This window comes from Roseomonas alba, from assembly GCF_019430885.1.
GTDB classification, from domain to species: domain Bacteria; phylum Pseudomonadota; class Alphaproteobacteria; order Acetobacterales; family Acetobacteraceae; genus Neoroseomonas; species Neoroseomonas alba.
Map to the genome: position 1 here is coordinate 206,140 of NZ_JAHYBZ010000003.1, position 14,169 is coordinate 220,308.

General features: G+C 70.8%; 12 protein-coding genes. 6 read left to right on the top strand and 6 right to left on the bottom strand.

Annotated elements, in window-relative coordinates; genetic code table 11:
• Positions 1-89: 89 nt before the first annotated feature.
• The gene (locus tag KPL78_RS09715) at positions 90-1,157 is read left to right on the top strand and encodes an LLM class flavin-dependent oxidoreductase (protein WP_219762745.1); all 1,068 of its coding nucleotides are present in this window, start codon (positions 90-92) and stop codon (positions 1,155-1,157) included.
• A 94-nt stretch (positions 1,158-1,251) separates the two neighbouring features.
• Here the strand turns inward: KPL78_RS09715 and xdhB are convergent, their stop codons facing one another.
• From xdhB to KPL78_RS09730, 3 genes are all read right to left on the bottom strand, one after another.
• On the bottom strand, positions 1,252-3,573 hold the full coding sequence (gene xdhB / locus KPL78_RS09720; protein ID WP_219762746.1) for a xanthine dehydrogenase molybdopterin binding subunit: 2,322 nt from the start codon (positions 3,571-3,573) through the stop codon (positions 1,252-1,254).
• A complete protein-coding gene (locus KPL78_RS09725; RefSeq protein ID WP_219762747.1) occupies positions 3,570-4,982 on the bottom strand; it encodes a xanthine dehydrogenase small subunit in 1,413 nt (470 codons plus the stop codon). The genes xdhB and KPL78_RS09725 overlap by 4 nt, the downstream gene beginning before the upstream one ends.
• A gap of 91 nt (positions 4,983-5,073) precedes the next feature.
• Complete coding sequence (locus tag KPL78_RS09730) at positions 5,074-6,243, bottom strand: MFS transporter (protein ID WP_219762748.1); 1,170 nt, start codon at positions 6,241-6,243, stop codon at positions 5,074-5,076.
• Between the two features lie 103 nt (positions 6,244-6,346).
• On the opposite strand from KPL78_RS09730, the gene KPL78_RS09735 reads away from it, so the two are divergent.
• On the top strand, positions 6,347-7,258 hold the full coding sequence (locus tag KPL78_RS09735) for a LysR family transcriptional regulator (protein ID WP_219762749.1): 912 nt from the start codon (positions 6,347-6,349) through the stop codon (positions 7,256-7,258).
• 17 nt (positions 7,259-7,275) lie between these two features.
• On the opposite strand, the gene KPL78_RS09740 is transcribed toward KPL78_RS09735, so the two are convergent.
• Positions 7,276-7,749 carry a septal ring lytic transglycosylase RlpA family protein gene (locus KPL78_RS09740; RefSeq protein ID WP_255568828.1) on the bottom strand — a complete coding sequence of 158 codons (474 nt, stop codon included), beginning with the start codon at positions 7,747-7,749 and terminating at the stop codon, positions 7,276-7,278.
• Positions 7,750-8,219: 470 nt separating this feature from the next.
• On the opposite strand from KPL78_RS09740, the gene KPL78_RS09745 reads away from it, so the two are divergent.
• From KPL78_RS09745 to ltnD, 4 genes are all read left to right on the top strand, one after another.
• Positions 8,220-9,464: a Zn-dependent hydrolase gene (locus tag KPL78_RS09745; RefSeq protein ID WP_219762750.1), complete on the top strand. Its 1,245-nt coding sequence runs from the start codon at positions 8,220-8,222 to the stop codon at positions 9,462-9,464.
• Positions 9,465-9,899: 435 nt separating this feature from the next.
• Entirely contained in the window at positions 9,900-10,835 is a 936-nt protein-coding gene (locus KPL78_RS09750; protein WP_219762751.1) for a ketopantoate reductase family protein, read from the top strand.
• Between the two features lie 118 nt (positions 10,836-10,953).
• Entirely contained in the window at positions 10,954-11,409 is a 456-nt protein-coding gene (locus KPL78_RS09755) for a MarR family winged helix-turn-helix transcriptional regulator (protein WP_219762752.1), read from the top strand.
• A gap of 148 nt (positions 11,410-11,557) precedes the next feature.
• Entirely contained in the window at positions 11,558-12,448 is an 891-nt protein-coding gene (gene ltnD / locus KPL78_RS09760) for an L-threonate dehydrogenase (protein WP_219762753.1), read from the top strand.
• Here the strand turns inward: ltnD and KPL78_RS09765 are convergent.
• Positions 12,429-12,770, bottom strand: coding sequence for a cupin domain-containing protein (locus KPL78_RS09765; RefSeq protein ID WP_219762754.1), 342 nt, complete (start codon positions 12,768-12,770; stop codon positions 12,429-12,431). The two genes, ltnD and KPL78_RS09765, sit on opposite strands and share 20 nt — an antisense overlap.
• A complete protein-coding gene (locus tag KPL78_RS09770) occupies positions 12,767-14,113 on the bottom strand; it encodes an amidase (protein WP_219762755.1) in 1,347 nt (448 codons plus the stop codon). Before KPL78_RS09770 ends, KPL78_RS09765 begins: the two co-directional genes overlap by 4 nt.
• Positions 14,114-14,169: the final 56 nt, after the last annotated feature.

Sequence of the window (14,169 nt, forward strand, 5' to 3'; positions counted from 1 at the left end):
CAACGCGCCAGGACTGTGTGCAAGTGCGAAGGTTGCGTGGCGGCGCGGTTCCGCTAGGCTTTCCGTGACCCAGATCGGAGAGGCCGCGGATGCTGCGCTTCAGCAACTTCCTCTTTCCCGAGAGCCGCGACCCCGATCGCGATGCCGAGGTGATCGCCGACTGCATCGCCGAGGCGAAGCTGTGCGACGAGCTCGGCGTCGAGGTGCTGTGGCTGGCCGAGCATCACTTCGACGGCAATTGCGCTTATGTGGACCCGGTCACCTTCGCCGCCGCTGTGCTGACCGCGACGAAGCGGATCAAGGTCGGCTTCGCGGTGGCGCAGGTGTCGCTGCACCATCCGACGCGGCTCGCCGAGCAGATGGCGCTGCTCGACAATATCGGCAAAGGGCGGGTAATCGTCGGGCTCGGCCGCGGCACCGCCTACAATGTCTACGAATACCAGGGTTACGGCATTCCGTGGGAGGAGGCCGGCTCGCTGTATGAGGAGGCCGAGGGCATCATGCTCAAGGCCTGGACCAGCCCCGAGGGCTTCACCCATGAAGGCAAGCACTGGACGCTGAAGGTGCCGCGGCTCCGCCCGACCTCCTTCACCCGGCCGCATCCCTATGTGATCCGCGCCGCGTCGTCCGAGGAGGGCGCGCTGCACCTTGCGAAGCGTGGCCTGCCGTTCCTGATGAACGTGCAGTCGAACGAGACGACGGCGAAGCGCATGGCGCTCTACAAGGCCGCCATGGAGCAGGCCGGCTTCGATGCGGCGCATGTCGCGCGCTGCCTCGACGAATCCTGGGTGTGGCGCAACGTCGTGGTCGCCCCGACCGACGAGGAGGCCCGCCGCATCGGCGTCCCGGCCTTCGAGGCGATGCAGGAGCACCGCCGGCGCCTGCGCGAGAAGATTTACGCCGAGCAGGGCATCATCATGAAGAAGGAGGAGGTGCCGCCGGCGCGCACCGATCCCGGCCATGCGCTGATCTCCGGCTCGCCGGAGACGGTCGCGGAGAAGATGGCGGAGATCGAGGCGACCGGCGTCGGCGGCGTGATCTGCTCCTTCCGCCTCGGCCCGATGCCGGCGGATGTGGCAGCGGGGTCGATCCGGCTGTTCATGGAAGAGGTCGCGCCGCGCTTCGCCGCCGGCGCGGTGTCGGCCGCGGCGGAATAGCGCCGGTCGTCGCCGGAAGCGGATATCGCGGGTCCAGGCTTGCGAAATCCGCGCGGGAGCCGATCCCGGTCGCCCCGGCGCCCGTCGACGGCCCTCAGTTCCTGCGAAGATCGTCACCCGATCCGGTGATTCCACCTGATTGGGATCTGCTTGAGCCCCGCAAGGCGCGCAGGATGCGATCGGGTGTCGCCGGCAGATCCAGGCGTTCCACCCCGGTCGCGTCGCGCAGCGCGTTCCACACGGCCGTCGCCAGCATCAGCGGAGGCTCGCCCACGGCCTTCGACCGGAAGATCGTGTCCGAGCGCGCCGGCGCATCCGACAGCAGCCGGACGTTGAAGGATGGCGGCACGTCGCGCGATCCCGGGATCTTGTAGGTGGACGGGCCGAGTGTGCGCTGCCGGCCCTCCGCATCCCAGACCAGTTCCTCGCAGGTCAGCCAGCCCATGCCCTGCACGAAGGCGCCCTCGATCTGGCCGCGGTCGATGGCGGGGTTGAGCGACCGGCCACAATCCTGCACCAGGTCGGCGCGCAGCACGCGATGCTCGCCGGTCAGCGTGTCGACCACCACCTCGGCGACCGAGGCGCCGTAGGAGAAGTAAAAGAAGGGCTCGCCCGTCATCGCCACCGGGTCCCAATGGATGTCGGGCGTGCGGTAGAAACCCGTGGCGGAGAGCGAGACGCGCTCGATCCAGCAGCGATGCGCGAGCTCCCCGAACCCCATGGCGCGGTTGTCGCCGGGTCGGTCGACGAAGGCGCGGTCTTCGGCGAAACAGACGGCGTCGGCGGGGACATCCCACAGAGCAGCGGCGACCTCGGCCATGCGGGTGCGGATCGTGGTGGCGGCAAGATGCGCGGCCCAGCCATTCAGGTCGCTGCCAGTGGAGGCCGCCGTCGGCGATGTGTTCGGTACCTCAGCGGTCGAGGTCGCGGTGATGCGCACGCGGTCGAGCGGCACGCCGAAGGTCTCGGCCACCACCTGGGCGATCTTGACGTTGAGGCCCTGGCCCATCTCGGTGCCGCCATGGTTCAGGCGGATCGAGCCGTCGGCATAGACATGCACCAGCGCCCCCGCCTGGTTCAGGTGGCGGACGCCGAAGGAGATGCCGAAGGCCAGCACGAAGGATCCCAGCCCGCGCCGCAGGTAAGGGTGCGACGCGTTGAAGGCGGCGATCTCGGCACGGCGGTCATCCCAGCGCGCGTCGTCCCTGCATTCGGCCCAGACGCGGCGGATCAGGTCACCTTCCAGCGCCTGGCCATAGGGTGTGTGCGTGCCGTTGCCGCCGCCGGCGAAGTTGCGCTCGCGCACGGTCTCGGGCGGCAGGCCGGTGGCGCGCGCGACGCCGCGGATGACGTCCTCCATCAGCAGCACACCCTGCGGGCCGCCGAAGCCGCGGAAGGCGGTGTGGGAGACGGTGTTGGTGCGCAGCGCGAGCGCGGTCAGCCGCACCGCCGGCACGTCGTAGCAGTTCAGCGCATGGGTCAGGGCGCGGAACACCACGCCGGGCGTGAGGTCGAGGCTGTGCCCGCCATCGGCGGCGAGCGTTGCTTCCAGCGCCAGGATGCGCCCCGCCGCGTCGAAGCTGGCCTTCCAGCGGAACAGGAAGGGATGGCGCTTGCCGGTCGCGGCCATGTCCGCCTTGCGCGGCGGGCGCAGCTTCACCGGGCGGCCGGTCAGGCGCGCGCCGAGCGCGGCAGCGGCCGCGATCCAGGAGGCATTGCTCTCCTTGCCGCCGAAGCCGCCGCCCATGCGCCGGCAGGTGACGGGCACGCGGTTGTAGTCGCAGCCGAGGATGCGGGCGACGATGTGCTGCACCTCGGTCGGGTGCTGGGTGGAGGAGGTGACGGCGATCTCGCCATCCTCGCCCGGCACGGCCAGCGCGATTTGGGATTCGAGGTAGAAGTGTTCCTGCCCGCCCGCCTGGAAGCGCCCTTCCGCGATCCGCGGCGCGGCGGCGAAGGCCTCCGGGACGTCGCCGCGCGTGATGATCTGCGGCGGCATCAGATAATCTTCGCGCGCCAGAGCCTCCTCAGGGTCGAGCAGCGCCGGCAGTGGCGTGATGGCCGGCTTGATCGCCTGGGCGGCGCGCAGCGCGGCGTCGCGCGTCTCGGCGAGCACCAGTGCGATGGGTTGCCCGTGATGGCGCAGCACGCCGTCGGTGAGGAGCGGCTCGCCGGCCTTGCCGGAACCGGAGATGTCGTTCGGACCGATGATGTCAGCGGCGGCGATGACGCGCACCACGCCCGGCAGGTCGGGGATGTCGAGCGCATCCAGCCGCCCATGCGCGACGGGCGAGAGCACCAGTGCACCGTGTAGCAGGCCGGGCGGTTCCGGCAGGTCGTCGGCGAAGCGCGCGGCGCCGGTGGCGTGGCCCAGGGCGCTATCGTGGGCGATGGGACGGCCGACCGTGGCGTTCATGCGACGAGCCCCGTGGTGTGCGGCGTGGGCACGGCCATGACTTCCGCCACGCCGCCCGCACCGCGCAGGGCCAGGCGCCGCAACAGATTGCCCGCGGCGATGCGCCGGTATTCGGCGCTGCCGCGCAGGTCGGAGAGCGGCGCGATCTCCGCCTCCAATGCCATCGCCGCGCGATCGGCAGTGGCCGCATCGAAGGGCGCGCCGATCAGCGCCGCCTCGGCTGCGCTTGCCCGCGCCGCGCGCGGCCCGCAGCCGCCATGGGCGATGCGCGCCGTGGCGACGGCGCCATCGCGGAAGTTCAGCAGCACAGACAGGCCCACCGTCGCGATGTCCTGGTCGTGGCGTTTCGACAGCTTCTCGCAGCGTAGCAGCGTGCCCGGCGGCGGGCGGGGGATGGTGATGCGGATGATGACCTCGTCCGCCGCAAGGGCGCTGCTGCGATAGCCGGTGATGAAGTCCTCGACCGGCATGCTGCGTTCGCCGCGCGGCGAGGCGAGCGTGACCGTCGCCCCCAGCGCGATCAGCGGTGGGATGGAATCCCCGATCGGGCTTGCCGTGCCGAGATTGCCCCCAAGCGTCCCCATGCTGCGGATCTGGCGCGACCCCAGCCGCCGCAGCAGCGCCGCGAAGGGCGCGAAATCGGCATCCGCCGCGCAGGTGTCGAGAAGCCGTGCGTAGGGCAGCGCCGCGCCGGCCGTGATGCCCTCCGGCCCGATATCGAGGTCCTGCAGCCCCGCGACGTTCAGCAGCCCGATGACCGCATCGGGCGCCTCGCGGTGTTCGGACACGCGCAGGCCGAGATCGGTGCCGCCGGCCAGCAGCCAGGCCTGCGGGTGCGCGGCGCGCAGTGCCACCAGTTCGGCCACGCTGTGGGGCAGAAAGAAGCGCTGGGACGCGGTCGCGATCTCGCGCGGCGTGGGCAGGGAATCCGGCGCGGCCACGCCGTCATCCATCATCTCGTCCATGGCCTCGAGGATCGGACGATAGCCCGTGCAGCGGCAGAGATTCCCTGCCAGCGCCTCATGCGGATCGCCGCCCTCCCGCGTCCAGGCCCAGGCGGACATGACGATCCCCGGCGTGCAGAAGCCGCATTGCGTGCCGTCATGTTCGGCCAGGGCGCGCTGCACCGGGTGGGGCTCGCCGGCGGCGTCGCGCAGCCCCTCCACCGTGCGGATGGACTGGCCGGCAGCCTGGCCCAGGAGCATCAGGCAGGCATTGACCGGCATGCGCGTGGGCCCGTGTTCGAGCACCACCGTACAGGCCCCGCAATCGCCCTCGGCGCAGCCTTCCTTCGTGCCGGGCAGCCGCCCCGGCCCGCGCAGCCAGTCGAGCAGCGTCGTGGTGGGGGAGGTCCCTTCGGGCAGCGTGACGGCCTGCCCGTTGAGAATGAAGCGGATCGATCCAGCCATGGGTGCGATGGTGTCCATCGCCGGGGGCAGCACGCAAGCGTCATGCCGGGGCGATAGCGCATGGAGGGGGCTTTGCCCCCTCCGGCGCGCCTCACGCCCGAGCGGCCACCGCCCCCCGCCGTTCCAGCGTGACGCTCCACAGCGCCACTGCGATCGCGCCCGCCGGCATCAGCGCCGCGACGGCGGTCACGGCGCCAAGCCCCGGCCCGTGGTCGATCACCACCCCGCCGAGCCAGGCGCCGAGCGCGTTGCCCAGGTTGAACGCCGCGATGTTCAGGCTCGACGCCAGCGTCTGCCCGGCCCCGCCGGCCGCTTCCAGCACGCGGAGCTGCAGCGGCGCCACGGTGGCGAAAGCGGCCGCGCCCAGCAGCCCGACGCAGGCGATGGCGGCGATGCGCTCATGCACGGCGAAGGTCGCCAGCAGCATGATCACGACCAGCGCGGCGAGAGTGGCGAATAGGGCCGGCATCAGCCGCCAGTCCGCGAGCCGTCCGCCGACCAGGTTGCCCAGGATCAGCCCGACGCCGAAGATGAGCAGGATCGGCGACACGGCTTCCTCGGAGAACCCGGCAATGGTGACGAGGATCGGCTGGATGTAGCTGAACACCGCGAAGACGCCGCCAAAGCCGAGCACCGTCATCAACAGGCCGAGCAGCACCTGCGGTCGGCGCAGCACGGCGAGTTCCTCGGCGAGGTGCACGGGTTCCACCCCGGCGGTATCGCGCGGCACCAGCAGGGCCAGTACGGCCACGGCGAAGACGCCGATGCCGGCGACCGCCCAGAAGGTCGCGCGCCAGCCATATTCAAGGCCAAGCCAGGCCCCGAAGGGCACGCCGAGCAGCGTTGCCACGGTCAGGCCCGTGAACATCAGCGCGATGGCCGAGGCGCGGCGTTCCGGCGCCACCAGCCCGGCGGCGACCACCGAACCGACGCCGAAGAAGGTGCCATGGGCGAGCGCGGTCAGCACGCGCGCGGCCATCAGCGCCGCGTAGTTCGGCGCCAGCGCGCAGGCCAGGTTGCCGAGGGTGAAGATCACCATCAGCGCGATCAGCACGGTCTTCCGCGGCAGATTGCGCGTGGCGATGGTCAGCACCGGCGCGCCGATGAAGACGCCGAGCGCATAGCCCGACACCAGCAACCCAGCGGCCGGGATGGACACGCCGAGATCCGCCGAGACCTGCAGCAACAGGCCCATGATGACGAATTCGGTGACGCCGATGCCGAAGGCACCAGCGGTGAGGGCATAGACGGCAATCGGCACGGGGGCCTCCAGACAGCAGCAGAATGGTTGCGCCGCGAGATGGCCGCGGGTGCAGCATGAACCAGAGGCTCGTCTGGCACATCACCTGTGATATGAAGTCACAATGCCCCGCGCCGAAACCAATCGTTCCGCCGAGATGGAGGTCTTCGTCCGCGTGGTGGCGCTGAAGGGGTTCTCGGCGGCGGCGCGGTCGCTGCGCATGACGCCTTCGGCGGTCAGCAAGCTGATCGCGCGGCTGGAGGCGCGGCTCGGCACCCGGCTGGTGAACCGGTCCACGCGCGGGTTGCAGCTCACGCCGGAAGGCCACGCCTTCCATGAACGCTGCCTGCGCATCCTCGCCGATATCGAGGAGGCCGAGCGCGAGGCGGCCGCCGGCACGGCGCCACGCGGGCGCATCCGCGTGAATGCCAGCGTGCCCTTCGGCCGGATCTACCTGCTCCCGCTGGTGCCCGACTTCCTGGCGCGGCATCCCGAGGTCACGCTCGACATCGTGCTGTCCGACCAGGTGGTGGACCTGATGGAACAGCGCGCGGATGTCGCGATCCGGGTCGGACCGCTGCACGGGTCGGCGCTGATGGCGCGCAAGCTGGGGGAGAGCGGCATGGCCGTCGTCGCCGCGCCGTCCTACCTGGCGCGCCGCGGGATACCGCGCACGGTGGCGGACCTCGCCACGCACAACCTGATCGGCTTCAACTTCGCGCGGACCTTCGAGGAATGGCCCTTCCGCGCGGGCGCGGGCATCGTCACCGTGCCGGCGACCGGCACGATCCAGGCGGGGGACGGGGAAATCTCACGCGAACTGGCCGTCGCCGGAGTGGGTCTGGCACGGCACGCGCTGTTCCATGTGGGCGCCGACATCGCGGCCGGCCGCCTGGTGCGCGTGCTGGAAGATCTGAACCCTGGCGACACCGAAGCGGTGCACGCCGTCTATCTCGGCCAGGGCGGGCATCTGCCGAGCCGCATCCGGGCCTTCATCGATTACCTGGCGCAGCAGGTCAGGCTGCGCGGGGCGTGAACCCCGCGCCCGGCAGATCACTCCGGCGCTTCGGCGATCTCGACCGGCACGATCTCCACCTGGGCGACGCCGGAGCGGATCATGTCGATCTGGCGCGCGATGCGCGGGCTGAGGTCGGCGATGCGGCCGCGGGTCCAGGGGCCGCGATCCTGCACGGTGCCCGTCGTGGTGAGGCCGTTGCGCAGGTTGGTCACGCGCACCAGCGTGCCGAAGGGCAGGGTGCGGTGGGCGATGGTGTCGGAGCCCGGATCGAAGGGGGCGCCGCTCGCCATGCGCCGGCCGTTGAAGCGATGGCTGTAGTAGGATGCCATGCCCGTCTGGGCCTGACCCGCGGGCCGCTCGACCGTGGCCGGCGGGGTGGTGGTGCCATCGGCCGTCACCGCGTCGGGCGACTGGGCGCAGCCGATGGTCATGGTGGACAGACCCATCACCGCGACGCTCGCCGCGATGCGGAGGACACGGCCACGCGGGCGGGCCGGTTCACGATCCAAGCTGGTCTCGTTGGCGCGCTTCTGCGCCTGGTGCCGCGAGGCAGGGCATTGGAACCCCATGGGGGGACACTCCTGGTGGTTCTGGCTGCACGAGCCATTTCGGGGGATGCGCACCCGGCGGTGCGCGACGGTCTCCAGCGTCAGTACACTGTTGAATTCGCAGGCAGCCGATCGGCTACCCTCACCTCCCATGCAGCAATCCGCAGTGCAATGCAACACCCCCGGTCTGTCAGGGGGCAGGACAGGGGGTATCGACTGTCGCCGCGACTCCTGGTGACTTGAACAATTCGAAAAGTATAGACGGCACATTTCTATTCCGACTTTGATCGGCGTCGATTGAATTGGCAGGAATGGATATTGAACTCGCCGCCGCCGCGATGCATGCCCCGCGCCGCCCGGCGCGGGGTGGTGGACAGGCCGCCGCGCGCGGCGTATCGGCCGGGCCGGACAGCGTTGGGGATCAAGGCAGGATGAGCGGCACCAATCAGCGCATCGACGGCAAGCGCCTGTGGGACAGCCTGATGACCATGGCCGAGATTGGCGCAACCCCGAAGGGTGGCGTGAAGCGCCTGACGCTGACCGATGTGGACAAGGCCGGCCGCGACCGCTTCAAGGGCTGGTGCGAGGCGCTGGGCCTGACGGTGCGCGTGGACGCCATGGGCAACATGTTCGCCCGCCGGGCGGGCCGTGACCCCAATCGCCTGCCGGTGCTGATGGGCAGCCACCTCGACAGCCAGCCGACCGGCGGCAAGTTCGACGGCGCGCTCGGCGTCATTGCGGGGCTCGAGGTGATGCGGTCGCTCAACGACCTCGCCATCACCACCGAGGCGCCGATCGAGCTGGTGAACTGGACCGATGAGGAAGGCTCCCGCTTCGGCCACTCCCTGATGGGGTCCGGCGTCTGGGCCGGCATCTATCCGCAGGACAAGACCTACGCCCTGAAGGACGTGGACGGCGTGACGGTCGGCGAGGCGCTCGACCAGATCGGCTACAAGGGTGAGCATCCCGCCAGGCCCTTCCCGGCCGATGCCTATTTCGAGCTGCATATCGAGCAGGGCCCGATCCTGGAGAAGGAAGGCAAGCAGATCGGCATCGTCACCGGCGCGCAGGCGCAGGTCTGGTACGATGCGGTGATCCATGGCCAGGACAGCCACGCCGGCACCACGCCGCCTTCTGCCCGCAAAGATGCGCTGGTCGCCGCCGCGAAGGTCATCACCCTGGTCGACGAGCTGATGCGCGCGCGCGGCGAGGACGGCCGCGGCACGGTCGGCTTCCTGCAGATACCGCTCGCATCCCGCAACGTCGTCCCCGGCGAGGTCCGCTTCAGCGTCGAATTCCGCCACCCGGACGACGCGCAGATCCAAGGCCTCGCGAAGACCTTCCCCGAGCAGGCGAAGGCCCTGGTCGCGGCGACGGGCTGCACGCTCGACCTCACCGAGCTGTTCGTCATCCCCGCGCAGCCCTTCGACTCGTCCTGCGTCGATCTGGTGCGCCAGGCGACGAAGCGGTTGGGCTTCTCGGCGCGGGAGATCATCTCCGGCGCGGGCCACGATGCGGTCTATGTCGCGCGGTCGGTGCCGACGGCGATGATTTTCACGCCCTGCAAGGATGGTCTCAGCCACAACGAGGCCGAAAGCATCCAGCCCGAGGAAGCCGAAGCCGGCTGCCAAGTGCTGTTCGAGGCGGTGCTGGCGCGCGCGAACCGGGCGCTGTGACAAGGCAGGCCCCGGCGGCTGTGCGGCCTGGGCTCTCCTGATCACTCCGCTGCTTGCGCCCTGGAGATGGAGGGGCCTCGCCCCTCCAGACCACCCCACCAAAGGCCACGGGGCTTATCGAAGCCGAATAGATGACGTCGTTCGGCCCTGTCAGGACAGGCACCAAGACCCACGGTTGCGCACGGAACGCGCTTCAGGGGGACGACATGATCTTCCCGCCCGGCACCAGCGTCCTGCGTTCCAAGTGCTCCAAGCACTTGGCGGGGAGGTTCGGAGGGGCAGGACCCCTCCGATTCCAACCTCACCGGTCGGGCGGCACATAGGCCCGGACGCGGACAAGGCCCCTCCTGGCCGCACCGCGGCCCCGCTCTCCCCGATGGCGCCCCGCCGCCGCCGCGCCTAGGCTTCACGGACGGAAGTCGGGGGGAAACGACCATGCGCATCCTGGTGCTCGGGGCAGGCGCCCTGGGCGGCTATTTTGGCGGACGGCTGGTCGAGGCTGCGTCGGCCGAGGTCACCTTTCTGGTCCGGCCGGCGCGTCGGACCACCCTCGCCCGGGACGGGCTGCGGATCGAAAGCCCCTTCGGCGCCTGGCGCGGCCCGGTCACGGCGCTGACGACCGATGAGCTTCGGCCCGGTTGGGACGTGGTGCTGCTATCCTGCAAGGCCTACGACCTCGAGGATGCGATCGCCGCCATCCGCCCCGGCGTGGACGGGCGCACCGCGATCCTTCCGGTGCTGAACGGGCTGTCGCATCTCGATCGCCTGGTCGACGCCTTCGGCCCGGATCGCGTGCTGGGCGGCTTGGCCAAGATCCAGGCGACGCTGGCGGCCGACGGGCTGGTGCGGCAGTTGAACGACTGGCGCTGGATCACCTTCGGGGAGCGCGAAGGCCGGCTGTCGGACCGCGTGCGCGCCATCGAGGCCGCCTTCGCGCCGTGCAAGGGTGTCGCCGCTCGGGCCGTCCCGGACGTCATGGCGCGAATGTGGGAGAAGCTGGTCCATCTCGGTACCAGCGCCATCGGCACGGTGCTGATGCGGGCCCAGGTGGGCGAGATCGTGCGCGCCGGCGGCACTCCCTTCCTGCACCGCCTGCTCGAACGCAACGCCGCCATCGCCGCGGCCAATGGCTTTCCGGTGACGGAGGCTTTCCTGGCCGAATACCGCGCGCTCTTCGCCGATCCGGCGAGCGCCTACGGCACCTCGATGCTGCGCGACATCGAGGCTGGCGGCCGGACCGAGGCCGACCACATCCTGGGCTTCCTGCTGGAGGCAGCGCGCCGCGCCGGCGTGCCGGAGGAGGCGCACGAGGCAGCCCTCATCCATGCGCGTGCTTATGACCAGCGTCGCACCACCGGACGGTTGCGTTGACATATCATGTTGCACAGCATGGTTGAATTTCACTGTCTGGCAGAAAAAATAGTACGGAACGCAAGACTCTGACCGTACAAGGCGTCTAATCTTTCCGCTCCCGGTCGGATTGCCAGCCATGGAATCACAAAACGCCGCGCCTCGTTTCGTGGACGATTATCTGCTGTCCCTGCTCGCGCGCGCCTCGCATGTCATCTCGGCGGAGTTTCATGACCGGCTGCGGGCGCGCGGCGTCTCCGTCCCGGTCTGGCGTGTCCTTGCCACGCTGTCCGGTGGGCCGGAGACGGTGACCATGTTGGCCGAGGCCTGCCTGTTGCAGCAGCCAACCATGACGAAGGTGCTCGACCGCATGGAGCGCGACGGGCTGGTGACGCGGCAGCAGGATGCGCGGGACCGGCGACTGGTGCGGGTGCACCTGGCGCCGAAAGGGGAGGCGATGCTGAATGACCTGCTCACCGCCGCCCGGGCGCATGAGGCCGAGGTCGTCGCCCGCCACCCGGATGTCGCGGCGATCAAGGACCTGCTGCGGTCGCTGATCGCCCGGCAGGGCCGGCGATCGCGACCGAGGCCCTGATTGCCCCTGCCGCCGCCGCATCGCCTGGCGCGCATGGCGCTGATCCTCGCCGCGGTCGCGGCGGTCGTGCAGGCGGTGGTTGCGATCACGCGTTGACCGCCTGCCGCGCCATCGCCAGCCTGCCCGCCGGAAAGCGGGGGAGTCGCTCATGAAGGTCGGCGTCATCGGTCTGGGCAGCATGGGTATGGGCGCGGCGCTGAGCCTGCTGCGCGCCGGGCATGAAGTGACCGGCTGCGACATGCGGGAGGCGGCGCGGGCGGAATTCGCCGCCGCGGGCGGCGCGGTCGCCGCGAAAGCCTCCGAGCTTCCCCAGGATACCGAGGCGCTGGTCGTGCTGGTGGTCAACGCCGCGCAGACCGAGGCCGCGCTGTTCGGGGAAGACGGCGCGCTGCCGCGCCTTGCCCCCGGCGCGGTGATCGTCAGTTCCGCGACGATGGGGCCGGACGCGGCGCGGGCGCTGGCCAGGAAGGCGGCGGAACGGCAGGTGCTGTATCTGGACGCGCCGGTGTCGGGCGGCGCGGTGCGGGCGCGGGAGGGGGCGATGACCGTCATGGCCTCCGGCCCGGCGAACGCCTTCGGCGCGGCGGGGCCGGTGCTCGATGCCATCGCGACCAAGGTGTGGAACCTCGGCGAGGAGCCGGGCATCGGGGCGACGGTGAAGGTGGTGCACCAGCTCCTGGCCGGCGTGCATATCGCCGTGGCGGCAGAGGCGATGGCCCTCGGCATCCGCGCCGGCGCCGATCCGCGGCAGCTCTACGAGGTGGTGACGAGTGCCGCCGGCAATTCTTGGATGTTCGAGAACCGCATGGCCCGCGTGCTGGACGGCGACGACGCCCCGCGCAGCGCGGTGGACATCTTCGTGAAGGATCTCGGCCTGGTCACCGACATGGCGCGGGGGCTGGATTTCCCTGTGCCGCTCGCCTCCCAGGCGCAGCAATTGTTCACCGCGGCGCGGGCCATGGGCCAGGGCGGCAAGGATGACGGCTTCGTCATCCGCGTCTGGCAGGCGATGACGGGCATCAAGCTGCCGGGGGAATAGCCCCGGGCGGCAGGTGGACGGCTAGCCAGAGGGCCTGCTCGCCGGTTTCCGCGACACGATGGCGGCAGCCCGCCGGCAGCAGGCACCAATCGCCGGGATGCAGGGCGCGGGTCGTGCCATCGGCGAAGGCGAGCGTTGCGCTCCCGGCCACCAGCAGCACGAATTCCGGCCAGGGCTGGTCGTACCATTCGCCGCCCCGCACCGACCGTGACGCGATGCGCTCGACCCGCGCCGCGCCGGAGGCGGCGAGTTCGGTGAAGGTTTCTGCGCCCTGCGCGTCGGGGGATGGGCCGTCGCGCAGGGACCCGAAACGCGGGGTCACGCGGCGAGCGCCGCCTCGACCGCCGCCGCGACCTGGAACAGCCGCGCATCGCCCATATGCGGCCCCGTCAGCATCAGTCCCACCGGCGCCTCGCCCGCCACCTGACAGGGCAGGCTGATGGAGCAGCGGTCGAGGAAATTCCCCACGCTGGTGTTGCGCAGCAGCAGCATGTTGATGCGGTTGTATTCGGCCTCATCCGCCACTTCGGCAATGGCCGGCGGGACCAGGGGCACGGTCGGGCAGATCACCGCGTCGAAGGGCGCGGTGCGCGGCGCGACCGCGGCGATGATGCGCGCCCGTTCGGCGACGAGGTTCACGTAGTCGGCCGCCGACATCGCCTCGCCGCGGCGGATGCGCTTCAGGATGCGCGGGTCGTAGCGATCCGCACCCTCGGCGACCAGGCGGTGGTGCCAGGCCCAGGCCTCGCTCGCCGCGAAACCGCCCGTGGCGTTGGCGGCGGGGATCTGCTCGAGCTCCGGCACATCGAATTCGATCACCTGTGCGCCGGCGGCCGACAGTCGCGTCAGGGTCCGGCCGAAGACGGCGGCCACGGTGCCGTCCATGCTGTCGGTCAGGAAGGTGCCGCGCGGCAGGCCGAGCCGCAGCCCCTTCATCGGCAGCGGCTTCGGCGCGACGGGGTCTTCCTCGCCCGCCATGATGGCGTCGACGATGGCGCAATCCGCGACGCCGCGCGCCAGCGGCCCTGCGGAATCGAGCGAGGCCGCGAGCGGCAGGATGCCGGTGATTGGCACGCGCTTCGCCGTCGGCTTCCATCCCACCACGCCGCACAGCGCGGCCGGGATGCGGCAGGACCCGCCCGTGTCGGTGCCCAGGCCCGCGAAGCCCATCCCATCCGCCACCGCGACACCCGCCCCGGCCGAGGATCCGCCCGGCAGCCGCCCCGTCGCACGATCCCACGGGCTTTTCGGCGTGCCGTAATGCGGGTTCACGCCGAGGCCCGAGAAGGCAAACTCCGTCATGTTGGTGCGGCCCAGGATGACGAAGCCCGCGCGGATGAGCCGCTGCACGGTGGGCGCGGTCGCCTTGGCCGCCGGCGCCCCCCTCAGCACCACCGAACCCGCCTTGGTCGTGACCCCGGCCTCGTCATAGAGGTCCTTGATGCTGATCGGGATGCCGGCATAGGCGGAAGGCGCCCGGCCCGCCGCGCGCAGCGCATCCATCGCCGCGGCCGAGGCCCGCGCGCTGTCGGCATGCACGGCGGTGAAGGCACGCGCGCCCTCCCCGGCCGGATCGGCGATGCGGGCGAGGGAGGCCTCGGTCAGGGCTGCGGCGCTGGTGTGCCCGGCCGCCAGCGCGGCGGCGGCTTCGACGATGGTCCTCATGCTGGCGCAATCCCCCTCACGCAATGCGCGGCCATCTTTGGTCCCCGGGCGGACAG